We start from the raw sequence: 20688 nt of genomic DNA, 5'->3' as shown, positions 1-20688 counted from the left end.
GCGCTCCGGCTTGAGATGGACTTACGGCTGGCGCTGCCACTCCTGGCTGCGGCCGAGCAGCGAGAAGCCGATATAGCCGCGGACGGTGAGCTTGCTGCCGTCATCGCTGGGCTGCAGCTTCACCTTGTAGACCTTGCCGGTCTTGGGGTCGAGGATCTTGCCGCCATCCCAGATGTCGCCGTCCTTATGGACGCCCCACATGATGTTCATGCCTTCGATCGGCTGGTCCTTCCGTTCGCCGTCGCAGTTCTTGCAGATCGGGTGCGGACCCTCGTCGGACTGCAGTACCTCCAGCACGGTGGCCTTCAGTTCGCCGCCTTCGTCGGTGATCTTCACGATCGACTTGGGCTTGCCCGTCTGATCGTCGATGGTCTTCCAGGTGCCCACCGGGGTCACGTCGGCGGCAAAAGCGGCGCTGGTGCCCAGCAGGAGACTGGCGACGATGGCGGCGCGGAGCAGTGACTTCATGAATGATCCTCCCGTACGAAAGCGTATGTTTGGAGCCTGACCGACCTTGCGCGAGCCCGTCAAGCTGCAATGCGAAAGGGGCGCAGGCGGCTTCCATGAGCGGGCTGGCATAATGGGCGATCCTCACGACAGCCCTAGATTTCGATATGACGCAGGCGAGCGAAGCTCTGGTCCGCCACATTCTCGGCGAACTCGTTGATTCCCATACCGGAGCCCCCTTTGCGGACACCGTGCGCGCCGTCGGCGTGGATGGTGATCGTGTCTCGGTGGACATCCAACTGGGCTATCCGGCCAAGGGTGTGGCCGACGCTGTGGCGACCCGCGTGAAGCAGGCGCTGGAGGCCGACCCGGCCATTGCCACGGCTGCGGTGTCGGTTGGCACGCGCGTCCACGCACACAAGGTGCAGGGCACCCTGGCGCCGATACCGGGCGTGAAAAACATCATTGTGGTGGCGTCGGGCAAGGGTGGCGTGGGTAAATCCACCGTCTCCGCCAACCTTGCGCTGGCGCTGGCCGCCGAAGGCGCCAAAGTGGGCGTGCTCGACGCCGACATCTACGGCCCCAGCCAGCCGCGCATGCTCGGCATCACGGGCAAGCCGCAGTCGCCGGACGGCAAAACCATCATTCCGCTGGAAGCACATGGTCTACAGGCCATGTCCATCGGCTTCCTCATCGAGGAAGAAACGCCAATGATCTGGCGCGGCCCGATGGTCACCCAGGCCATGATGCAGATGATCAACGACAGCCGCTGGGAGCAGCTCGATTACCTGATCGTCGACCTGCCGCCCGGCACGGGCGACATCCAGCTCACGCTGTCGCAGAAGGTGCCGGTGGCCGGTGCGGTGATCGTCACCACGCCGCAGGACATCGCCTTGCTCGACGCACGCAAGGCGCTGAAGATGTTCGAGAAGGTCGAAGTGCCGGTGCTCGGCGTGGTGGAGAACATGGCCACGCACATCTGCTCCCATTGCGGCCATGAAGAGCACATCTTTGGCGAGGGCGGCGGCGCACGCATGGCTGAGCAGTACAACGTGGCCTACCTCGGGTCGTTGCCGCTGGATATCCGCATCCGCGAACAAGCCGACGGCGGCACACCGACCGTAGTCGCCATCCCTGATTCGGACCTCGCTGCGCGCTATCGCGAGATAGCCCGCAATGCGGCGGGGCGCCTGTCGCGGCAGCCGCGCAACAAGTCGCTGGGCCTGGGGAAGATCATGGTGCAGGGGACACCGTAAGGGCTCGAGCACGACTTATTTGGCGCCGTGGGGCAGGGCGAGGAGCCCTGTCTCATCCGCCATGACTGGCGGCCCACCTGCCATTTCCGCTATTTTTCCGATCTTTACGCCGAATGGCGTGACAGCCCAGCCCTTCGGGAGCCCGAGTGAGCATTAAATCCGACAAGTGGATCCGCCGAATGGCCGAGCAGCACGGCATGATCGAGCCGTTCGAGCCGGGCCAGGTCAAGACGCGCGACAACACCAGACTGGTGTCGTATGGCACGTCTAGCTACGGCTACGACGTGCGTTGTGCGCGCGAGTTCAAGATCTTTACCAACATCAACTCCACCATCGTCGACCCGAAGGCGTTTGATCCGTCCAGCTTCGTCGACGTGGAGGCGGATGTCTGCATTATCCCGCCCAATTCCTTCGCGCTGGCGCGGACGGTCGAGTACTTCCGCATTCCGCGCAAGGTACTCACCATCTGCCTCGGCAAGAGCACGTATGCGCGTTGCGGCATCATCGTCAACGTGACCCCGCTGGAGCCGGAGTGGGAAGGGCATGTGACGCTGGAGTTCTCCAACACCACGCCGCTGCCCGCGAAAATCTACGCCAACGAGGGCGTGGCCCAGATGCTGTTTCTCGAGTCCGACGAGGAGTGCGAGACCAGCTATAAGGATCGCGGCGGCAAGTACCAGGGCCAGCAAGGCGTAACGCTGCCTCGCACCTGAACCAGTCGTTCATTGTTCTTCGCAAGAACGGCCAGATTCACCTGAATGGTTGCCTTTCGGATTCCCTGTACGGGGCCGGGGTGGCGCTAAACTCAACACGTTCACTTCGATGCATTGCAGGAGATCCCGCATGACCCGTTTTTCTACGCTGCTGACCCGCGTGGGCGCAGCCATCCTGCTGGGCAGCATGCTGGTGCTGGCCGGTTGCCATCGCGGCGGCACCAAGGACGAAGTGCGCACCGCAGATATGAAGAGTCAGTTCGATGCGGTGATCCAGGCTTACAAGAGCGGTCAGTTCATCGTGGACGGCGCTGTGCTGTCGGCGCTGGATACCGGTAGCCATTTCGCCTACCTCAAGGACCAGGGCAAGCTGCCCAAGACGGTGCTTCTGGAGCCGAGCGATGATTCGAAGGTGCGCAAGCAGCACCTGCAGTACATGGCGCGTCTGCAGATGGATTATGGCTTCACCGTCTATTACGACGATGGCGGCACGTTGAAGAAGATCAGTGTGGTCGATACCAAGGCGCGTGATCTGGAAGACTACAAGGCGCCGATAAAGGCCGACGCGCCCCCGCCGCAGCAGCACATGCAATAAGCTGCACGGAAACACGAAAAAGCCCGCGGATTCCGCGGGCTTTTTTTTGAACGTCACATCAAGGCGGTGCGCAACATCCGCAGTTTCGAGGCCAGGGCTTCTTCGTCATAAGGCTTCGCTGCACCGCTGCCCCACACGGGGCCGGGCCACGCGGCATCGCCTTCACGACGTCCCACGACGTGCACATGCAGTTGCCGCACGATGTTGCCCAGGGCGCCTAGGTTGAGCTTGTCGAACGCATCGAGCGAGCGCAGCGCCTGCGAAGCCCTCGTCACTTCACGCCAAAGCTGTGCCTGGTCGTCCGGCGGCAGATCGCACAGTTCGACCATGCCGGATCGACGCGGCACGAGCACTAGCCAAGGGAAGCGTGCGTCGTTCATCAGCAGCACATCGCACAGATCCAGCGAGGTGACATGACGCGTGTCGTTATCGAGACGCGGGTCGAGAGCAAAGGCTGAGTCGCTCATTCGCCGCGTGCCAAATGCTTGTCGAAAAACGCCAGCGTGCGCTGGTAGGCCAGTTTCGCGCTCGTCTCGTCGTACTGCGGTCCGACATCGCGGTTGAAGGCATGGTCGGCCGGGTAGGTGAATACATCCATCTGCGGGAGCATGTCGCGGTGCTTCTGCACCATCTCCGCCGGGATGGATTTGTCCTTCTCGCCGAAATGGAACATCACCGGCGCCTTGGGATTTTCGGCCAGGAACGGCACGTTACGGGAGCCGTAATAGCTCACCGAGGGCATGCCAAGGCGCAGAGCCGCGAGCAAGGCGACGGTGCCACCCCAACAGTAGCCGACAGTGCCGATGCGACCAGCCGAGGCTATGGCTTCGGCGGCGCTGGCTACGTCCTCGACGGCGCGATCCAATCCCAGCTCGGTGATCAGTGTGCGCCCCCGCTGGTAGCCTTCCTCGTTGTAGCCAAGCTCCACCCCGGTCTCGAGGTGATCAAAGAAGCATGGCGCTATCGCTGTGTAGCCGGCCTCAGCGAAGCCATCCGCGACGCGGCGGATATGGTCGTTGACGCCGAAGATTTCCTGGATCACCACGATGCCGCCCTTGGGTGTTCCTGCCGGTTGCGCCAGATAGGCGTTGATGCATTGCATCCGCGTGGTGTTGAGATTGATGGTCTGGCCCATGGCTCGTTCTCGGCGGCAGTGGCAAAGTTCAATTCTAGCCATTCAGGGATGAGGGCTTGGGTGCGATATAATGGTCCGTTTTCCGCATAGTTACGGTCCCCACGCCATGTCGCAGGTTTCGCCCAAAGTCGGTTTCGTCAGCCTGGGTTGTCCCAAGGCCCTCGTGGATTCCGAGCGCATCCTCACCCAGTTGAAGGTCGAGGGTTACGAGATCGTGCCCAGCTACGGCGCAGCCGATGCGGTGGTGGTCAACACCTGTGGCTTTATCGATGCGGCCGTGCAGGAGTCGCTGGACGCCATCGGCGAGGCGCTGCACGAGAACGGCAAGGTGATCGTCACCGGCTGCCTGGGCAAGCGCTCCGAGCTGATTCGCGAGGCCTATCCGGACGTGCTCGCCATTACGGGCCCGCAGGATTACGCCAGCGTGATGAACGCCGTGCACTCAGCACTGCCGCCCCAGCGCAACGCGCTGCTGGACATCATTCCGGACACGGGCATCAAGCTCACGCCGAAGCACTATGCCTATCTGAAGATTTCCGAGGGCTGCAATCATCGTTGCAGCTTCTGCATCATCCCGTCGATGCGCGGCGATCTGGTGTCGCGCCCGGTAGACGAGGTGCTGGTGGAAGCCGAGCGCCTGGTGAAGGGTGGCGTGAAGGAACTGCTGGTGATCTCGCAGGACACCAGCGCCTACGGCGTGGACATGAAGTACGCCGAGCGCCAGTGGCGCGACAAGAGCTACCGCACGCGCATGACAGAGCTATGCGAAGGCCTCTCCGAACTTGGCGTGTGGACGCGCCTGCATTACGTCTACCCGTACCCGCACGTGGACGAAGTGATGCCGCTGATGGCCGAGGGCAAGATCCTCCCGTACCTCGACATTCCGTTCCAGCATGCCAGCCCGCGCATCCTCAAGCTGATGAAGCGCCCGGGCAACATCGACAAGACGCTGGAGCGCATCCGCAACTGGCGCAAGGTGGTGCCCGACCTCACCATCCGCAGCACCTTCATCGTCGGCTTCCCCGGCGAGACGGACGCCGAGTTTGAGGAGCTGCTGGACTTCCTGCGCGAAGCCGAACTCGATCGCGTGGGCGCGTTCGCCTACTCGCCGGTGGACGGCGCTAAGGCCAACGAGTTGCCGGGCGCGGTGTCGGAAGAGCTCAAGGAGGATCGCCTGGAGCAGTTCATGGCTGTGCAGGCGGAGATTTCCGCTGCCAAACTGCAGCGCAAGATCGGCCGCACCATGAAGGTGCTGGTGGACGAAGCCGGCGCTGAGGGTGCCGTCGCGCGCTCTGCTGCCGATGCGCCGGAGATCGACGGCGTGGTGCACATCGCCAACGGGCAGTTGCTCAAGCCGGGTCAGTTCGTCGACGTGGTGATTGAAGACGCCGACGAGCACGACTTGCACGCGCGCCTGGCCGGCTGATTTTTGGGGGCGTGATGCGTTACATCGCGCCGCCTCGCGATAGCGTCGCCCCTGAAGTGTTTGCGCGCTGGCCACTGTATGGCTGGCGCGAGTACGCGGCGTGGATGCAGAGCACCTATTGGCCATCCATCGATGAACTGAACGCGGTGCGTCCCACCGGCCAGCGCGAGCGGTTCGTCGCGCAGACGCTGGAACTGCTCAATGATGGGCTCCATTACGAACAGCGCATCGCGGAGCGAGGCGAGATTGCCACGCGTGAGGCGAACTGGCATGACCTGTTCAACGCAATGGCGTGGTTGCGCTACCCGATGCTCAAGCGCGCGTTGAATGTGCGGCAGATGGCCGACATTGCGGTGATGGGGCCGCGAGAGCGTTCCCGTGCCCAGTATGCCCTGACGCATTTCGACGAGGCAGGCGTGATCGTGACGCTACGCGATCGCTTGCTGCTCGACTTGTGGAACGAACACGATTGGTACGGGCTGTTCTGGCGTGAAAGGACCGCCTGGATGGATGGGCGTGCAACCGTTCAGGTGTTCGGCCATGCCCTGCTGGAGCACGCACTGACGCCTGGCAAGCTCCTCGTCGGCAAGGCGCTGGCGTGCATGGCGAGCGACGACGAGGGCGATGCGGTCGCTGCTTGCGCCCAGGGTATCGAAGCGGGACGGTTGTTGTGCGATCCCCTGGAACTGCGCCCGCTGCCGCTTGCCGGTCTGCCGGGCTGGCACCCGGAAAGCGACATGGAAACGTTTCACCGGCATACCCCGTGCTACCAGCCTCGCCGCGCCGGCCGCGCGTATCCGGCACCGCTCCTGCTCTGACCCTTGGCGCCGCTTTTGCGGCAAATTGCGGCGGCCCTCCAATCGCGCTACAAGGAGCGCAGGGGCACTGGGGAGCGGGCATGAAAACGGCTTGGCGGGTGCTTTGTAGGCGGCTGTGTAACGGATGGCTTTGGGCGATCTGGCTGGCTTGCCCACTCGTGCCTTTCGCTTCGATCCGGGCGGACGAGGTCGTGCAGGCGCCGAGCGATTCCAGCATCCGCTTCGGCATTCTTCCCATCGGTAGCGCGGCGGAATCACGCGACCAATGGCGACCATTGCTGGAGGACTTGGAGCGCAAGCTCGGCCATCCCGTGACCACCGTGTCAGTGAGTAGCTACGCAGGGCTGTCGAGTGCCATCGGCGAGCAGCGCGTGGACGTGGCTTTCCTGTCGGGGCGTCTGGCCATAGAGGCGGTGGAGCACCAGCATATGAGCGTGGTGGCGCAGTTCGTGCGGAGCGACGGCGCCAAGGGCAACGTCGCCATGCTGATCGTGCGCGCCGACGGTCCGATTCATTCGCTCAACGAGCTGCTCGCCAAGCCGGAGCATTGGCGTTACGCACGCGGTGAAGCCTTGTCAGTTACCGGCTACGTCGCGCCTGAAGCTGAGGTCTTCGCGCCCAATGGGCTCAACTCCGATACGTTCTTCGCCAGCGTTCGCGTGGGCAATCATCAGAACAACGCGCTCGCCGTCAGCAATGGCGAAGTGGACGTGGCGACCTGCAACAACCCCGATCTTGACCTGTTCCAACACAACTTTCCGGCCGAAGCTGCGCAATTGCGCGTGATCTGGCGTTCCACCCTCATCCCATCGGGCGTGCTGGTCGTGCGCGAAGGCATGGCGGAGCCGTTGCGTCGCCAGTTAACCGACTTTATGCACGGTTATGGGCATGCACCCGGGGCGGCGGGCGAGCGAGAGCGCGCGAATCTTGCACGGATTCCTGATCTCGCCGGCTTTGCGCCCGCCGACAACAGCGTGCTTCGCCCGTTCGTCGACATGGAGTATCGCCTGATGCGCGAGCAAGCCATACACGGCCGGTGGGTTAACGATCAGGCCAGAAAGGCCCGGCTCGAGCAGATCGACGCGGCCTATCACGTGGACCTGAAGCAACTTCTGCGCGACTGAAGTGTCATTCAAGCACCCGATGATAGGGTGATGCCTTTGCTGGAGATTGCCGATGGTCGCTTCTGATCGTGTTCTTGTTGCGTGCCGACTGGCCGTGATTACCTTGGCGCTAGGTGCAGCGCCGCTGGTACATGCCCAAGCGGAGCAGGCCCAAACGGAGCAGGCCCAAACGGAGCAGGCCCAAACGGAGCAGGCCCAATCCGTACCGGCCCCATCGGCGTCGGCCCAGGCCGCGCCGACGCGGGTGGTACCGCCCAGCTTGCCGCAGGCGGACAAGCAACAGATCAAGCAGTACAAGCTCACCGATGATGTGTTCGGTCGCCTCGCTGCGGCGACGCGCGAGGCGCGCGCCTCGGGTATTCCGCCGCAGGCTGCACCGGATGCCTCCAAGGTGCGTAGCCTGGATGATCTGACCAATCAGGCCATGTCGGCCGATCCGCGTATTCCCGTGCTGGTGAAGAAGTACGGTTTCACACCGCGCGAATTCATGCTTGCCAACATCGCCCTGATGAACGCGATCATGGCAGTGCAAGCGCGCAACAATCCATCGCTCTCAGGCAACCTCAACCAGACCTGGGTCAACGCGGACAATATCCGTTTCATCGAGTCCCATCAGGCGGAAGTACAGGCGCTGCTCAGCGGGCAGTGATCAATAGCTGACGCCCACGATCACAAAGTGCGTGCGTCCGCCGGGCAGCTCGGCGGCGAACTCGTCGTCCACGCGTTTTTTCAGAGCGGCCCGGGCGAGCGGCGAATCGATGCTGATCCAGCCTAGTCGTGCGTTGGTTTCATCCGGGCCGACGATGCGATAGAGCACGCTTTCGCCTGAATCGACGTTCTCCAGCTCGATGTTCGCCCCAAAGAACACCGCGTCACGATCGGCCGGCGCGCCCTCGGCCACCTTGAGTGAAGGGATGCGTTTGCTCAGGTAGCGTACGCGCCGGTCGATTTCACCCAATTGCTTCTTGCGGTAGGTGTACTCGGCGTTCTCCGAGCGGTCACCTTCCGCCGCCGCTGCGGCTAGCGCCTTCACCACTTCCGGGCGCAGCGTGTGCCAGAGATGGTCCAGTTCGGCCTTGAGCTTCTCGAAGCCCTCGCGGGTGATGATGGCGGTGGACGAGGGCGAAGGTGGGCGCCAGCGGCTCATGTGCGGGGTGATCCATTACGTGATGCGTCTGGCGCATGTTAACCGGCTTGCACGTCGCGGCGATCGTGCCTGCAGGTGAGGCGAAGGCACGGCGGTGATTAGGGGCTTCGTGCGGTGTTGGTGGTTCGTTGCATCTGTGATGCAAGCGCCGCGAGGGTGGGGTGTAAAGGGTGTTCCTGCCACGCTGCGGCGAGCTTGCCCAGCAAGACGGCGGCTTCAGCGTGCAAGCCGAGGCGTTCGGCCAACTGGTTGGCGGCAAGCAGCCCGATGCGCGGGCAGTCAGGCGATCGCGGCCAACGGCGGAGGAAGCTGCGGCAAAGTTTCAGAGAGAGTTGGGTCATGCCCGAACTGCAGGCTCGTTCGGCCAGGGCGGCGACCGTATCGGGTGCGTCGGGGAGGAAGTCCGGGTCGATATTCACGCATTCCTGCGTCAGTGACAGTGCGCGACGCGTTTCAGCTTGCGTCATGAGGGCCGCGATCCAGATGTGCCCATGTTCGAGCAGGCCCGCGGTCAAGCCTTCCTTTCGCAGCAGCTCGCGATACGCCTGATGCAGCGAGGCCGGCGCGCTGCGTCCCTGCATGCGCTCTACCAGCATGCCGATGGCCGCGCGCCGGTCGACGATCGCCATGTCACGCACTTGGACGAGCAGACGTTCGTCTTCGTCCTGACCACTCTCGCGCACCAATGTTTCTGCTTCAGGCTTCAGATCGAATTGCTCATGGCGTTGATGGATCATCGCGCCCATCAAGTGCAGGTTGAAAATGATCAGGTAGGTGTACGCGAAGGCGAACAGTGGCAGCGATGCCCACATCGGCATCCACGACAGCGTGCGCGACGGCAGTAGGACCAATCCACCGATCAACAGGTTGATGATCACCGGGATGAAATAGCCGACGCCGAGTCGCCCGATCACCGCCTGCCAGTTCAGCGGATTGAACGCGACCAGCGGATTTCCATCGAATGCCAGCGACATGTCGATGGCCGGCAAGGTGAGTGCGAAGAACAGCACCAGCGGCCAGAACATGGCGGGGTAGAGCACCGTGCTGGCAGCACAGACGACGACTACCGCCATGTGGACGATGGTGAGCCAGTGACCGGCCGCCGGGTCTTCCTCGATGCCGACATCCGGAGGGTCGGCGAAACCGTTGGCGGTGTGCAGCATGCACGCGGCGGCGTAGCGCCATGTCGCCGTCCACAGGGCAAAGCCGACGAATATGCCGACATAGGCGGGGATCATCACCAGGCACTGGCCTAGCGCCAGAACCACGCAGGCTGCCAGCCCGCCACCACGCAACGGGTAGCTGAGGCCGGCGACGATGCGTTCGGCAAGTGGCGTATCGACTGAAATCGTTTGGATGCGCGGCATGGGATACCTCGCCTCCGCAAGCATGGGAGGCGTCGGGAGAAAGAGTTGCTCAGCGCTTGCCGCCGAAGATGCCGCCGAGCACGCCGCGCACGATCTGCTGACCAAGCTTCGAGCCCACCGCACGGCTGGCGGATTTCGCCATCGCCTCGATCATGCCCTGACGGCGGTTGGTGCCGAGCAGTGCATCGCGCACGGCGTCGGTCCAGCCGGGTTCTTCTTTCGTTGCTGTGCCGCCGGGTGCCGGCCTGCCGATGGTCTGCGGATCCGCGGCCTTCGTACTCGCTCGCTGGGCGAGGATTTCCGCGGCCGATTCACGGTTGATCGGCGTGTCGTATTTGCCGCCGACTGGCGAGCGCTGCCGCACCGTGGCGCGTTCGGCATCGGTGATCGCGCCGATGCGCGCGGTGGGTGTCGTCACCAGCACACGCTCAACGGGCGAGGGCACGCCGCCATCACGCAGGGTCGAGGCTAAGGCTTCACCAACCCCCAGTTGCGTGATGGCATCGCTCACATTGAGCTTCGGGTTGGCCACGAAGGTCTCCGCCGCTGCCTTGACTGCCTTCTGGTCGCGCGGCGTGAATGCGCGCAGCGCATGCTGCACGCGGTTGCCGAGCTGACCCAGGATATTGCCGGGCACGTCGTCCGGATTCTGCGAGCAGAAGTACACGCCCACGCCCTTGGAACGGATCAAGCGCACGACCTGTTCCACTCGCTGTTGCAGCGCTGACGGTGCGTCGTCGAACAACAGGTGCGCCTCGTCGAAGAAGAACACCAGTTTGGGTTGGTCAAGGTCGCCCACTTCCGGCAACTGCTCGAACAGTTCCGATAGCAGCCACAGCAGGAAAGTGGAATACAGGCGCGGCTTCAGAATCAGTTGATCAGCAGCCAGCACGTTGATCACGCCGCGACCGCTCATGTCTTGCCGCATCAGGTCGGCTAGTTCCAGCGCGGGCTCGCCGAAGAACTGGTCGGCGCCGTCCTGCTCCAGTTTGAGCAGTGCGCGTTGGATCGCGGCGATGCTCTGCGTGCTGATCAGGCCGTAGTGCGCCGAGATGTCCTTCGCGTTCTCGCTGGCGAAGCCGAGCATGGCGCGCAGGTCGGGCAGGTCGAGCAGCAGCCAGCCTTGGTCGTCTGCGACCTTGAAGATCACTTCGAGCACGCCTTCCTGCGTGTCGTTGAGTTCCATGATGCGGCCGAGCAGGGTGGGGCCCATCTCGCTGATGGTGGCGCGCACTGGATGGCCGAGCTTGCCGTAGATGTCCCAGAAGATCACCGGGTTGGCCTGCGGCTTCCAGTCGGTGAGATGAAGCTTGTCCAGGCGCGCCTGGAGCTTGTCACCCGGTTCGCCGGCAGGCATGGAGAGACCTGCGAGGTCGCCCTTGGCATCAGCGAGAAAGCAGGGCACGCCCAACTTCGAGAAACCTTCGGCCAACGCCATTAGTGACACCGATTTGCCGGTGCCAGTGGCGCCCGCGATCATGCCGTGGCGGTTGCCGTAGCGTGGATCGAGGCTGACGCTGGTGTCGTCGTTGCGGCCGATAAGAATCTCAGTCATGGCGTTCTATCCTTAAGATGCCCTGCGATTGTAGCTAGCCATCAGGTTCTTGCGCCGTTACATGAGCGTAGCGGCATACGCTGGCACGACGTGGTGGTTTTTTCGGTTGAGTCGACACGGCCGGGCGCAGTAAGGTCGCCCTTTCGGCCCGACAGTGAAGTCGTCCATGGTTTCCCCTGTTTTTCCCCGTTCGTTGCGCATGGCTCCCCTGGCCGGCGCACTGTTGTTGCTGGTGGGTTGTTCAAGTGGAGGGGGCACGAAGCCCGCCGCCACGCCGCAGGCCAACCAGCTGTACGCGCAATTGGACCAGGCCAGCAAGGGCTACGAGACGGCGCTCGCGCAGGCGCGCGCCGGCAACGCCCAGGCCTCGCAGCAGACGCTGAACACGGCGTTGGATCAGTTGAAAAACGCCTCCGCGCATTGCCCCTCGACGCCCGGCTGCGATCCGCAGCGCTTCTTTTCCGTGTTCGATCGCTTGCTGCGTCTGAAGGACGGCAACTTCGATCTGGGTGACGACCTGGGCAGCATGGGCAACGATCAGCCGGAAGGTAGCGATGCCGGCAAGACCGGAGCCGCCAGCCTGCCGGAAGCACAGCGCAGCGTGACCTTGCTGCGTGGTCAACAGTTGTCGCAACTGATCGCCATGAACGGCCCGGTGAAGGCCGCGCTGGAGATGTGGCTGACGCAGTGGCGCGGCAATCTGATGGATGCCTACGTCAACTATCAGTTCCTGCGCTATCAGATGTGGCCGGAATACCAGAAGCAGGATCTGCCCGAAGCGCTGTTGTTCGGCATCATGGCTAAGGAATCGGGCGGCAAGGTGCATGCGGTGTCGCGTTCCGGCGCCGCGGGCCCGTTGCAGTTCATGTATGCCACCGGCCTGCGCTTTGGCCTTAATACCGAAAACGGTTTCGACTCGCGCTTCGACCCCGCCGAATCCGCCCGCGCCAACGCGGAATACATGGACGAACAGCTCAAGGCGTTCAACAACAACCTTGAGCTCACGCTGGCTGCCTACAACGGCGGCGAGGGTCGCATGCGTCGTCTGGTGGGCGACAACACGTCGGTGAGCCTGTACGACCCGACCATCTACAACCAGCTCTCGCAGGAAACGCGCGACTACGTGCCTTCCGTGCTGGCGGCGGCGTGGCTGTTCCTGCATCCGGAAAGCTACAACCTGCGTTTCCCGCGCGTGGATGGGGCGCAGGGCAGCGTCGTGCTGAAACGCCCGGCATCGCTTACCGAGCTGACGGTGTGCCTGGGCTCCGCCGCAGGCATGCAGGATGGCTGGTTCCGCACGCTGCGCAACCTCAATCCGCGCCTGGACCCGCAGGTGGCGCAGCCGGCGGGCGTACGCATCATGGTGCCCAAGGTACTGGAGAAGCCGTACGAGGCGCGCTGTACCGATGGCCCATGGCCGATTCTGGCCAACGACCTGCATACCGCCGTGATACCGGTGGCACCACCCGCGCCGTCTCCGCCGCCGGCATCGTCCTCGCGCAGCTCCAGCAGCACGTCGCGCATGCGTAGCTATGTGGTCAAGCGCGGTGACACGCTGACCAGCATCGTCAGCAAGGTGGGGTGCTCGTCGTTGCAGGAGGTGTCGGACATGAACGACCTCAAGCATCACCAGATCAAGCCGGGGCAGGTGCTCAAGCTGCCGACCTGCCGCTGACGCCATCGCGCTAGCGATCAATGGTGCTCCAACGAAAAACGCCGCCTTTGAGGGCGGCGTTTTTTCGTGAGGCGGGCGAGGAGCTCAGGCCGCTGCGGTGGTTTGCATCCAGTCGCGCATGGGGTCGGCGCGATGGTCTTCTTTGAGTTCGCGCAGCAGGCGCATCAGGTCGCGGTGGTGCGGCTTGATGTTCTGGTGCGGGGTGTTCTTGGTTTCGTGGTACGCCACGGCCAGCCATAGGGCGATGCCGCGCATGGCGACTTCGGCATTGTCCGAGCGGGCGCGGGCCAGGCCGACATCCGTGCCTTGGCCCCAGGGCATGTAGCGTTCTTCCGGCGGCGTGCCGTACAGATGGGGGAAGTCGCAGCGCGAGGCCTGGCCGATCTCCCGCAATGCCATGGTGCCCAGGCGGGCGCGGCTGCGCTTGGGTAGTGCCTGGATCTGGCGCTCGATCTCACGGAACTGCTTGCCAAGCTGGCGTCCGCGATTCATGGCGATGAGTCGGGTGACGATGCGCACGGGCTCTCCTCGATCTGACCTGGGGATGGCACGCGCAAGGCGCCGCCGGGCCGGGAGCATAACTGCGCCCGGCGGGTGGTTGCGCCAAAAAGGTCACAAAACGACAAAATGTGTCACTCGGCGCGTCAAAAAATTGACGCGCGGGCTCGGTCAGCCCTGGTGCTGCTCGCCGAGCCGTTGGCCGACCTGCACCGCCTGCTGCGGCGTAAGCCCATCCAGTTCTGCCATGCCTTCGGGGAGCAGCAGGATGACGGTCGAGCCCATGTTGAAGCGGGCCATCTCGCCAAAGCGTTCAAGCGTGATGTTCTGCCCGGCGAAGGACTTGCGGCGGATCGAGGAGGCGTACGGCGGGATCACCAGACCGTCCCACACGGTGGCCACGCTGGACACCAGGATGGCGCCGACCATCACCACCACGAACGGGCCATGCTCACCGTCGAAGTGGCAGACCAGTCGCTCATTGCGCGCGAACAGGCGTGGGATGGCCTCCACTGCGAACGGCGCCACGCTGAAGATGCGGCCGGGCACGTGCACGGTTTCCCTCAGCGTGCCTTTGAGCGGCATGTGCACGCGGTGATAGTCACGCGGCGACAGGTAGATGGTGGCAAAGCGGCCGTTGCGATACGGCGCGGCGCTGGCCTCGTCACCGAGCAATTCGGCGGCGGTGTACTCCTGGCCCTTGGCCTGGAAGATGCGGCCGTCGACGATCTTGCCCATCTGGCTGATCTTGCCGTCTGCCGGCGAGATCAGGGCATTGGGATTGGCGTCTGCGTGGCGGGCATCGGGCCGCAGCTTGCGGGTGAAGAACGCATTGAAATGCTGGTAGGCCAGCGGATCGGGCTGCGCTGCCTCGGCCATGTTGACCTGATAGTTGCGCACGATGGTGCTGATCAGGAAGTTCTTCCACGGCTTGAAGGTCCAGCGCGTGGCCCAGTAGACCACCCGCGACAACGCACGGTGGGGCAGGATGTATTGCAGGAGTACGTTGAAAGTCATCCGCCAAGTATGAATGAAGCGCGCGCCGATTACGCCTTGCGGCGCATCGGGGCCCTTCGCGGGGCGCACGGGGTTGCACCGGCTATACTCTGCGCCCCCTTTGATGCTCCCAGTGCCCGCCGTGACCCACGAACTCGCCTCCATCATCGACTTCATCCGCTACGGCGCCAGCCGGTTCTCGGCGGCGGGGCTCACCTTTGGGCACAGCCACGACAACCCCATCGACGAAGCCACTCATCTGGTGCTGGCGAGCTTGCATCTGCCGCCGGATATCCCGCCGGCCTACGGCGCGGGCCGGCTCACTACGGAAGAACGCGAACGCGTGCTGGCGCTGATCGAGCGCCGCGTCAATGAGCGTCTGCCGGTGGCGTATCTGGTCGGCACAACTTGGTTCGCAGGCCTGAAGTTCAAGAGCGACCGTCGCGCATTGGTGCCGCGTTCGCCCATCGCCGAGTTGATCGAGTCGGGCTTCCAGCCGTGGCTGGATCATCGTCACGTGGAGCGCGCGCTGGACCTGTGCACTGGTTCGGGCTGCATTGGTATCGCCATGGCCGAGTACAACCCGGACTGGCAGGTGGACATTGTCGACATCAGTGACGATGCCTTGTCGCTGGCGCGCGAGAACATCGTGTTCCAGCACGTGGAAGGTCGCGTCGAGGCGGTGAAGTCGGATCTGTTCAATGGCCTTAAGGGTCGTCGCTACGACCTCATCGTGTCGAATCCGCCGTACGTCACCGAGGACGAGTACGCCGCGTTGCCGGGCGAATACAGCCACGAGCCTAAGCTTGGCCTGACCTCGGGCGAGGATGGCCTGGACATCTGCGTGCGCATGCTCGACGAAGCGGCCGATTACCTCACAGAAGACGGTCTGCTCATCGTGGAAGTCGGTGAAAGCGAGCGTCAATTGGTCGAGTTGCTGCCGGAAGTGCCATTCGTGTGGATCGAGTTCAAGGTGGGCGCGATGGGTGTGTTCGCGCTGGAACGCCGCGACCTGATCGAACATGCCGCGGCGATTCGCGCGGCGGCACAGGCCCGTCACGGTCGTTGAGCCTGATGGACCTGTCGACGGAACGACTATGGTTCGATGCCTTGCGCGAAAGCGATGCGGCGGCGTTGTTCGCCTATCGCGCGGATCCGGAGGTGTCGCGTTACCAGGGATGGCGGCCCGAGACTCTGAGCGAGGCGAAGGGTTTCATCTGTAACCAATCCGGTATCGCTGAGCCGTTGCCGGGCCAGTGGTTCCAGTGGGCCATTCGTCGCATTGACGACGGCAGTTTGATCGGCGATCTCGGGCTTTGCCTCTCTGATGACAAGCAGGCCGAGTTCGGCATTACGCTGGCGCCTTCGGCGCAAGGCCACGGCTTTGCCCGCGAGGCCTTGGGTGGGTTGTTCCGGGCGTTGTTCAGCAGGCTGGACGTCCATCGCTTGCATGCCTCCGTCGACCCGCGCAATGCATCCAGCATGGCGCTGCTGAAGGCCGTCGGCATGCGTCAGGAAGCCCATTTTCACGAGAGCCTGTGGTTCCGGGGCGAGTGGGTCGATGACGTCATCTTTGCCATGCTGGCGCGCGAGTGGCGCGAGATTCATACAAAGGGCGCAGGATTTGCTGCGTCGCGGTAAGCTGTGAGGGTTATCCCTCGGACGACCCGCGCACCGTGTCCAGCAATTCCTTCGGCAAACTCCTCACCGTCACTACGTTTGGCGAGAGCCACGGTCCGGCCATTGGCTGTGTGATCGACGGATGCCCCCCGGGGCTGCCCATCGCCGTGGAAGAGTTCCGTGCCGATCTGGATCGCCGCGCCACCGGCAAGAGCCGCCACACGTCGCAGCGTCGTGAGGCGGACGACGTCGAGATCCTTTCCGGTGTCTACGAAGGCAAGACGACCGGCACGCCGATCGCGCTACTGATCCGCAACACCGATCAGCGCAGCAAGGACTACGGTGACATCACCCAGACCTTTCGCCCCGGGCATGCGGACTACACCTACTGGCAGAAGTACGGCATCCGCGATCCTCGCGGTGGCGGCCGCTCCTCGGCGCGTGAGACGACCATGCGTGTGGCGGCCGGCGTGATCGCCAAGAAATGGCTGGCTGAGCGCTATGGCGTGCGCGTGCGCGGTTATCTCGCGCAGATCGGTGATATCACGCCCGGCTCGTTCGACTGGGACGCCGTCGAGCAGAACCCGTTTTTCTGGCCGAATGCGCATGAGGTTGCCACGCTGGAGTCCTACATGGACGCCTTGCGCAAATCGGGCGACTCGGTAGGCGCGCGCGTCAATGTGGTGGCCGACGGCGTGCCGCCGGGCTGGGGCGAGCCGATCTACGGCAAGCTCGATGGCGAACTCGCTGCCGCGCTGATGTCGATCAATGCCGTGAAAGGCGTGGAGATCGGTGACGGCTTCGGCGTGGTCGCACAACACGGCAGCCAGCATCGCGACGAGATGGCGATGGACGGCTTTGCATCCAATCATGCGGGCGGCATCCTCGGTGGCATCAGTACGGGGCAGGCTGTGTTGGCCTCCATCGCCCTGAAGCCGACCTCGAGCATCCTCATTCCCGGTCGCAGTGTGAACCTCGCCGGCGAGCCGGTGGACGTGGTCACCAAGGGGCGCCACGACCCCTGCGTCGGCATTCGCGCGACGCCGATCGCCGAGGCGATGGTGGCCCTCGTTCTGATGGATCAAGCGCTTCGTCACCGCGGCCAATGCGGCGATGTTGGCGAGGTATCTCCCCGCATTCCCTGAAACGCGTCAGTCCGCTTGCGGGCTGGCGCAGCACGAAGAAGTGCATGCTGATGACAGTCAAACCGAAAGTATGGGTCTCCCGCCCTCTGTTTCCCGACGTACTAGCCCGCCTGGCGGAACACTTCGACGTTGACGCCGAAGCCGTTGAGCATCGCCACTCGGCCGACGAACTCAAGCGCAAGCTGGCCGGTGTCGACGCTGCGGTCGTGGGCCTGGGCGATCGCATTGATGCGACCGTGCTCGACGGCAACACGCGCCTGAAAGCAGTCGCCAACCTGGGCGTCGGCTACAACAATCTTGATCTCGAGGCGCTGACGCGCCACGGCGTTCTCGCCAGCAACACGCCGGACGTGTTGAGCGAGAGCGTGGCCGATTTCGCCTGGGCACTGATGCTGACGGCGGCCCGCCGCGTGGGTGCAGCGGAGCGCTGGCTACGGGCGGGGCAGTGGCCGGGCAGCAACATGCGCTTCGACGACTGGATGGGGCTGGACGTGCACGGCCGCACGCTGGGCATTCTCGGCATGGGGCGCATCGGGCAGGGCATTGCCCGTCGTGCGGCCGGCTTCGACATGAAGGTGCTGTACCACAACCGCTCGCGCCTGCCGGAGATGGTGGAGCGCGAGTGCAAGGCCACCCTGGTGGGCAAGGCGGAGCTGCTGCGCCAGGTGGATTTCCTGGTGCTGGTGCTGCCGTTTACACCGGAGAACCGGCATGCCATCGGTGCGCCGGAGCTGGCCCAGATGAAATCGTCCGCCGTGCTGGTCAATGTTGCCCGCGGCGGCATCGTCGACGACGCGGCCTTGGCTGTGGCGTTGCGCGAGGGCAGGTTGGCGGCGGCTGGGCTGGACGTGTTCGAGGGCGAGCCGCAGGTCCATCCGGACCTGTTGGCGCTCGACAATGCCGTGCTCAGCCCGCATATCGCCAGCGCCAGCGAAGAAACCCGCCGCGCCATGGCCAACCTGGCGGTGGACAATGTGATAGCCGCGCTGGGCTTTGGTGAGGCGGCAGGAAAACCGCCGACCCCGCTCAATCCGGCGGTTCTGGCGCACCGGTCCGTACATAAAGCGTGATGACATTCACGCCCATGCGTGTTTGTTGTTGTTTTGCGCGCCGCCCCGGCTAGATTTCCGCAGATGCGGAGATCGGGGCGGTTCTCCCCATCCTCCAACCTGATTACGGGATATGAGCAAGAAGAGCAGCTACAAGGTGGCAATGATCGGCGCAACGGGCGCCGTGGGTGAAACCCTGCTGGCCATCCTGGCCGAGCGTGAATTCCCCATCAGCGAGCTCGTGCCGTTGGCGAGCGAGCGTTCGGCGGGCGAGAAAATCTCCTTCGGCGGCAAACAGGTCACCGTGCGCAACCTTGCGGACTACGACTTCAACGGCGTCGACATTGCGTTCTTTTCGGCGGGCGGTTCGGTGAGCCGCGAGCATGCGCCGCGTGCCGCTGCGGCCGGTGCCGTGGTGATCGACAACACCTCCGAGTTTCGTTACCAGGACGATATCCCCCTGGTGGTGAGCGAGGTGAACCCGCACGCCATTGCCGAGTACACCACGCGCGGCATCATAGCCAACCCGAACTGCTCGACCATGGGCATGCTGGTGGCGCTAGCGCCGATCCACCGCGCGGTGGGCATCGAGCGCATCAACGTGGCGACCTACCAGTCTGTGTCGGGCGCGGGTCGCAGTGGCCTGGAAGAGCTGGGCAAGCAGGCCGCCGCGTTGCTCAGTTTCCAGGAAGTGGAAACTCAGAAATTCTCCAAGCAGATCGCGTTCAACGTGATTCCGCACATCGACGACTTCCAGCCCAACGGCTACACCAAGGAAGAAATGAAGATGGTGTGGGAGACGCGCAAGATCCTCGAAGATCCCACCATCCAGGTGAATCCCACCGCGGTGCGCGTGCCGGTGTTCTACGGCCACTCCGAGGCGGTGCATATCGAGACCCACGACAAGATCACCGCCGAACAAGCGCGCGAGCTGCTTGAACAGGCCGAGGGCGTAGTCGTGATCGACGAGCGCAAAGCGGGTGGCTACCCGACGCCGGTGAGCGATGCGGCCGGCAAGGATCCCGTCTTCGTGGGTCGCATCCGCGAAGACATCTCGCACGAGCGCGGCCTGGACCTGTGGGTTGTTGCGGACAACATCCGCAAGGGTGCGGCGCTCAACGCCGTTCAAATCGCTGAACTTCTCATCAAGGACTATCTGTAATGAAGCATGTGCTGACCGGGTTGGTAATGTGTGCGCTGGTGTTCGCTCTACCTGCCCGGGCGGCACAGCCGTCGACGACGCCTGCTTCGCCGGCCGGTGACCAGAAGCAGCTCGACCAAGCCATCCAGAAGCAGCAGGCGACGGTGAAGCAACTGCAGGGCGATGTAGCGAAGGAGGAGGGCAAGTCCCACGACTCCGATGCCAAGCTCAAGCAGCAGGACCAGACCATTGCCGAACTCCAGGCCCAGTTGAAGGCCCTGAACTCGACATCCCAGCCGACCGGGCATTGATGCAGGCGATGCCCCCGGGGAGCGGGTTTTTGGTTTCCCGGGGGTATCGTTTCACGAGAAGAAGCGCCAGCAAGGTGCTGTAAATACTGATCAACGCTATTGTTGATTGGCTTGTATCTAACTAAAGTGACGCCTCGTTGCGGGTGCTGCCGTGTTTCGGTGTGCCGATAAGAATGTCACGGGGTCGTTCGGGGGAAAACACGATGAATCGTTCGCTGAAGCTGTCGATACTGCTGGCGCTCGCCCTCGGCAGTAGCCAGGCAGCCGCTCTGGAGCTGGGCCAGATCCAGGTGAAATCCGCCCTCGGACAGCCACTGCTGGCCGAAATCCCGATCAATCCCGACAGCCCCGCCGAGCTGCAGAACCTCACCGCCCGCATGGCTTCCTCTGAAGACGCGGCCCAGGCTGGCGTGGCGGCGGCCCCGACGGTTTCCCTCCAGTTCTCGGTGGTCGACGGCGCCAACGGCAAGAAGGTGATCCGTATCACCAGCGCCGTGCCGGTCAACGACCCCTATCTCGATCTGCTGGTCGAAGTGAACAACGCCTCGGGCAAGAGCCTGCGCGAGTTCACCATCCTGCTCGACCCGCCGGGCAGCGCCGCCAGCAGCGTCCCGGCGACCCGCGCACCGACGCAGTCCGGTGGCAGCAAGTCGTCCCACCGCGCCGCGCC

22 protein-coding genes and 1 pseudogene are annotated in these 20688 nt (G+C 63.7%); 15 read left to right on the top strand and 8 right to left on the bottom strand.

From position 1 onward, the window contains the following. Positions 1 to 21 precede the first annotated feature (21 nt). The gene (locus tag DyAD56_RS22435) at positions 22 to 468 is read right to left on the bottom strand and encodes a DUF2147 domain-containing protein (RefSeq protein WP_102305056.1); all 447 of its coding nucleotides are present in this window, start codon (positions 466 to 468) and stop codon (positions 22 to 24) included. Positions 469 to 614: 146 nt separating this feature from the next. Between DyAD56_RS22435 and apbC the strand changes: the two genes are divergently transcribed. The 3 genes from apbC (at position 615) to DyAD56_RS22420 (ending at position 3011) form a co-directional block, all read left to right on the top strand. Next, on the top strand, positions 615 to 1703 hold the full coding sequence (apbC, locus tag DyAD56_RS22430) for an iron-sulfur cluster carrier protein ApbC (protein ID WP_102305055.1): 1089 nt from the start codon (positions 615 to 617) through the stop codon (positions 1701 to 1703). Between the two features lie 146 nt (positions 1704 to 1849). Further along, positions 1850 to 2416 carry a dCTP deaminase gene (gene dcd, locus DyAD56_RS22425; protein ID WP_102305054.1) on the top strand — a complete coding sequence of 189 codons (567 nt, stop codon included), beginning with the start codon at positions 1850 to 1852 and terminating at the stop codon, positions 2414 to 2416. Positions 2417 to 2546: 130 nt separating this feature from the next. Next, positions 2547 to 3011 carry a hypothetical protein gene (locus DyAD56_RS22420; RefSeq protein ID WP_102305053.1) on the top strand — a complete coding sequence of 155 codons (465 nt, stop codon included), beginning with the start codon at positions 2547 to 2549 and terminating at the stop codon, positions 3009 to 3011. Positions 3012 to 3064: 53 nt separating this feature from the next. Here DyAD56_RS22420 and DyAD56_RS22415 read toward each other — a convergent pair whose 3' ends face one another. Together DyAD56_RS22415 and DyAD56_RS22410 are read right to left on the bottom strand one after the other, a co-directional pair. Further along, positions 3065 to 3478 (bottom strand): HIT family protein, encoded by a 414-nt coding sequence (locus tag DyAD56_RS22415; protein WP_102305052.1) that lies wholly within the window; start codon positions 3476 to 3478, stop codon positions 3065 to 3067. Further along, positions 3475 to 4146, bottom strand: coding sequence for a dienelactone hydrolase family protein (locus DyAD56_RS22410; RefSeq protein WP_102305051.1), 672 nt, complete (start codon positions 4144 to 4146; stop codon positions 3475 to 3477). Before DyAD56_RS22410 ends, DyAD56_RS22415 begins: the two co-directional genes overlap by 4 nt. A gap of 106 nt (positions 4147 to 4252) precedes the next feature. Between DyAD56_RS22410 and rimO the strand changes: the two genes are divergently transcribed. The 4 genes from rimO (at position 4253) to DyAD56_RS22390 (ending at position 8163) form a co-directional block, all read left to right on the top strand. Beyond that, a complete protein-coding gene (rimO, locus tag DyAD56_RS22405) occupies positions 4253 to 5572 on the top strand; it encodes a 30S ribosomal protein S12 methylthiotransferase RimO (protein ID WP_102305135.1) in 1320 nt (439 codons plus the stop codon). Positions 5573 to 5586: 14 nt separating this feature from the next. After that, on the top strand, positions 5587 to 6390 hold the full coding sequence (locus DyAD56_RS22400) for a DUF3025 domain-containing protein (protein WP_102305050.1): 804 nt from the start codon (positions 5587 to 5589) through the stop codon (positions 6388 to 6390). A 158-nt stretch (positions 6391 to 6548) separates the two neighbouring features. After that, the gene (phnD, locus tag DyAD56_RS22395) at positions 6549 to 7514 is read left to right on the top strand and encodes a phosphate/phosphite/phosphonate ABC transporter substrate-binding protein (RefSeq protein WP_233202813.1); all 966 of its coding nucleotides are present in this window, start codon (positions 6549 to 6551) and stop codon (positions 7512 to 7514) included. Positions 7515 to 7566: 52 nt separating this feature from the next. Continuing rightward, on the top strand, positions 7567 to 8163 hold the full coding sequence (locus DyAD56_RS22390) for a hypothetical protein (RefSeq protein WP_102305049.1): 597 nt from the start codon (positions 7567 to 7569) through the stop codon (positions 8161 to 8163). Here DyAD56_RS22390 and greB read toward each other — a convergent pair whose 3' ends face one another. From greB to DyAD56_RS22375, 3 genes are all read right to left on the bottom strand, one after another. Next, positions 8164 to 8661: a transcription elongation factor GreB gene (gene greB / locus DyAD56_RS22385; RefSeq protein WP_102305048.1), complete on the bottom strand. Its 498-nt coding sequence runs from the start codon at positions 8659 to 8661 to the stop codon at positions 8164 to 8166. A gap of 98 nt (positions 8662 to 8759) precedes the next feature. Continuing rightward, positions 8760 to 10028 carry a hypothetical protein gene (locus DyAD56_RS22380; protein ID WP_102305047.1) on the bottom strand — a complete coding sequence of 423 codons (1269 nt, stop codon included), beginning with the start codon at positions 10026 to 10028 and terminating at the stop codon, positions 8760 to 8762. Positions 10029 to 10077: 49 nt separating this feature from the next. Further along, positions 10078 to 11583: a helicase HerA-like domain-containing protein gene (locus DyAD56_RS22375; RefSeq protein WP_102305046.1), complete on the bottom strand. Its 1506-nt coding sequence runs from the start codon at positions 11581 to 11583 to the stop codon at positions 10078 to 10080. Between the two features lie 166 nt (positions 11584 to 11749). Between DyAD56_RS22375 and DyAD56_RS22370 the strand changes: the two genes are divergently transcribed. Beyond that, positions 11750 to 13258, top strand: coding sequence for a transglycosylase SLT domain-containing protein (locus DyAD56_RS22370; RefSeq protein WP_102305045.1), 1509 nt, complete (start codon positions 11750 to 11752; stop codon positions 13256 to 13258). 84 nt (positions 13259 to 13342) lie between these two features. Here DyAD56_RS22370 and DyAD56_RS22365 read toward each other — a convergent pair whose 3' ends face one another. Together DyAD56_RS22365 and asd are read right to left on the bottom strand one after the other, a co-directional pair. Beyond that, positions 13343 to 13777, bottom strand: a complete 435-nt coding sequence (locus DyAD56_RS22365; RefSeq protein ID WP_102305044.1) for a hypothetical protein — start codon at positions 13775 to 13777, stop codon at positions 13343 to 13345. A 150-nt stretch (positions 13778 to 13927) separates the two neighbouring features. Further along, positions 13928 to 14773, bottom strand: a complete 846-nt coding sequence (gene asd / locus DyAD56_RS22360) for an archaetidylserine decarboxylase (protein WP_102305043.1) — start codon at positions 14771 to 14773, stop codon at positions 13928 to 13930. Positions 14774 to 14876: 103 nt separating this feature from the next. On the opposite strand from asd, the gene prmB reads away from it, so the two are divergent. From prmB to DyAD56_RS22325, 7 genes and pseudogenes are all read left to right on the top strand, one after another. Then, positions 14877 to 15821, top strand: coding sequence for a 50S ribosomal protein L3 N(5)-glutamine methyltransferase (gene prmB, locus DyAD56_RS22355; RefSeq protein WP_199179090.1), 945 nt, complete (start codon positions 14877 to 14879; stop codon positions 15819 to 15821). Positions 15822 to 15826: 5 nt separating this feature from the next. After that, positions 15827 to 16393, top strand: coding sequence for a GNAT family protein (locus tag DyAD56_RS22350; protein WP_102305042.1), 567 nt, complete (start codon positions 15827 to 15829; stop codon positions 16391 to 16393). A gap of 35 nt (positions 16394 to 16428) precedes the next feature. Next, positions 16429 to 17517: a chorismate synthase gene (aroC, locus tag DyAD56_RS22345; RefSeq protein WP_102305041.1), complete on the top strand. Its 1089-nt coding sequence runs from the start codon at positions 16429 to 16431 to the stop codon at positions 17515 to 17517. A 50-nt stretch (positions 17518 to 17567) separates the two neighbouring features. After that, the gene (locus tag DyAD56_RS22340; RefSeq protein ID WP_102305132.1) at positions 17568 to 18587 is read left to right on the top strand and encodes a D-glycerate dehydrogenase; all 1020 of its coding nucleotides are present in this window, start codon (positions 17568 to 17570) and stop codon (positions 18585 to 18587) included. A gap of 112 nt (positions 18588 to 18699) precedes the next feature. After that, positions 18700 to 19728 (top strand): aspartate-semialdehyde dehydrogenase, encoded by a 1029-nt coding sequence (locus DyAD56_RS22335; RefSeq protein WP_102305040.1) that lies wholly within the window; start codon positions 18700 to 18702, stop codon positions 19726 to 19728. Continuing rightward, positions 19728 to 20018, top strand: a complete 291-nt coding sequence (locus DyAD56_RS22330) for a hypothetical protein (RefSeq protein ID WP_102305039.1) — start codon at positions 19728 to 19730, stop codon at positions 20016 to 20018. The genes DyAD56_RS22335 and DyAD56_RS22330 overlap by 1 nt, the downstream gene beginning before the upstream one ends. 203 nt (positions 20019 to 20221) lie before the next feature. Then, positions 20222 to 20688: pseudogene (locus DyAD56_RS22325) on the top strand (fimbrial protein FimV); the annotation flags it as partial.

It is taken from the genome of Dyella sp. AD56, assembly GCF_002878475.1.
In the GTDB taxonomy this organism is placed as follows: domain Bacteria; phylum Pseudomonadota; class Gammaproteobacteria; order Xanthomonadales; family Rhodanobacteraceae; genus Dyella.
This window is presented reverse-complemented; position numbering and strand designations above follow the sequence as displayed.

Excerpts from the sequence above, each read along its gene's own strand:
- DyAD56_RS22330 (WP_102305039.1), top strand. The coding sequence starts at position 19,728 with ATGAAGCATGTGCTGACCGGGTTGGTAATGTGTGCGCTGGTGTTCGCT.
- DyAD56_RS22400 (WP_102305050.1), top strand. The coding sequence starts at position 5,587 with ATGCGTTACATCGCGCCGCCTCGCGATAGCGTCGCCCCTGAAGTGTTT.
- DyAD56_RS22435 (WP_102305056.1), bottom strand. The coding sequence starts at position 468 with ATGAAGTCACTGCTCCGCGCCGCCATCGTCGCCAGTCTCCTGCTGGGC.
- asd (WP_102305043.1), bottom strand. The coding sequence starts at position 14,773 with ATGACTTTCAACGTACTCCTGCAATACATCCTGCCCCACCGTGCGTTG.
- apbC (WP_102305055.1), top strand. The coding sequence starts at position 615 with ATGACGCAGGCGAGCGAAGCTCTGGTCCGCCACATTCTCGGCGAACTC.
- greB (WP_102305048.1), bottom strand. The coding sequence starts at position 8,661 with ATGAGCCGCTGGCGCCCACCTTCGCCCTCGTCCACCGCCATCATCACC.
- DyAD56_RS22370 (WP_102305045.1), top strand. The coding sequence starts at position 11,750 with ATGGTTTCCCCTGTTTTTCCCCGTTCGTTGCGCATGGCTCCCCTGGCC.
- DyAD56_RS22375 (WP_102305046.1), bottom strand. The coding sequence starts at position 11,583 with ATGACTGAGATTCTTATCGGCCGCAACGACGACACCAGCGTCAGCCTC.
- DyAD56_RS22350 (WP_102305042.1), top strand. The coding sequence starts at position 15,827 with ATGGACCTGTCGACGGAACGACTATGGTTCGATGCCTTGCGCGAAAGC.
- prmB (WP_199179090.1), top strand. The coding sequence starts at position 14,877 with ATGCTCCCAGTGCCCGCCGTGACCCACGAACTCGCCTCCATCATCGAC.
- DyAD56_RS22420 (WP_102305053.1), top strand. The coding sequence starts at position 2,547 with ATGACCCGTTTTTCTACGCTGCTGACCCGCGTGGGCGCAGCCATCCTG.
- DyAD56_RS22415 (WP_102305052.1), bottom strand. The coding sequence starts at position 3,478 with ATGAGCGACTCAGCCTTTGCTCTCGACCCGCGTCTCGATAACGACACG.
- DyAD56_RS22390 (WP_102305049.1), top strand. The coding sequence starts at position 7,567 with ATGGTCGCTTCTGATCGTGTTCTTGTTGCGTGCCGACTGGCCGTGATT.
- DyAD56_RS22335 (WP_102305040.1), top strand. The coding sequence starts at position 18,700 with ATGAGCAAGAAGAGCAGCTACAAGGTGGCAATGATCGGCGCAACGGGC.
- DyAD56_RS22380 (WP_102305047.1), bottom strand. The coding sequence starts at position 10,028 with ATGCCGCGCATCCAAACGATTTCAGTCGATACGCCACTTGCCGAACGC.
- DyAD56_RS22340 (WP_102305132.1), top strand. The coding sequence starts at position 17,568 with ATGACAGTCAAACCGAAAGTATGGGTCTCCCGCCCTCTGTTTCCCGAC.
- rimO (WP_102305135.1), top strand. The coding sequence starts at position 4,253 with ATGTCGCAGGTTTCGCCCAAAGTCGGTTTCGTCAGCCTGGGTTGTCCC.
- DyAD56_RS22410 (WP_102305051.1), bottom strand. The coding sequence starts at position 4,146 with ATGGGCCAGACCATCAATCTCAACACCACGCGGATGCAATGCATCAAC.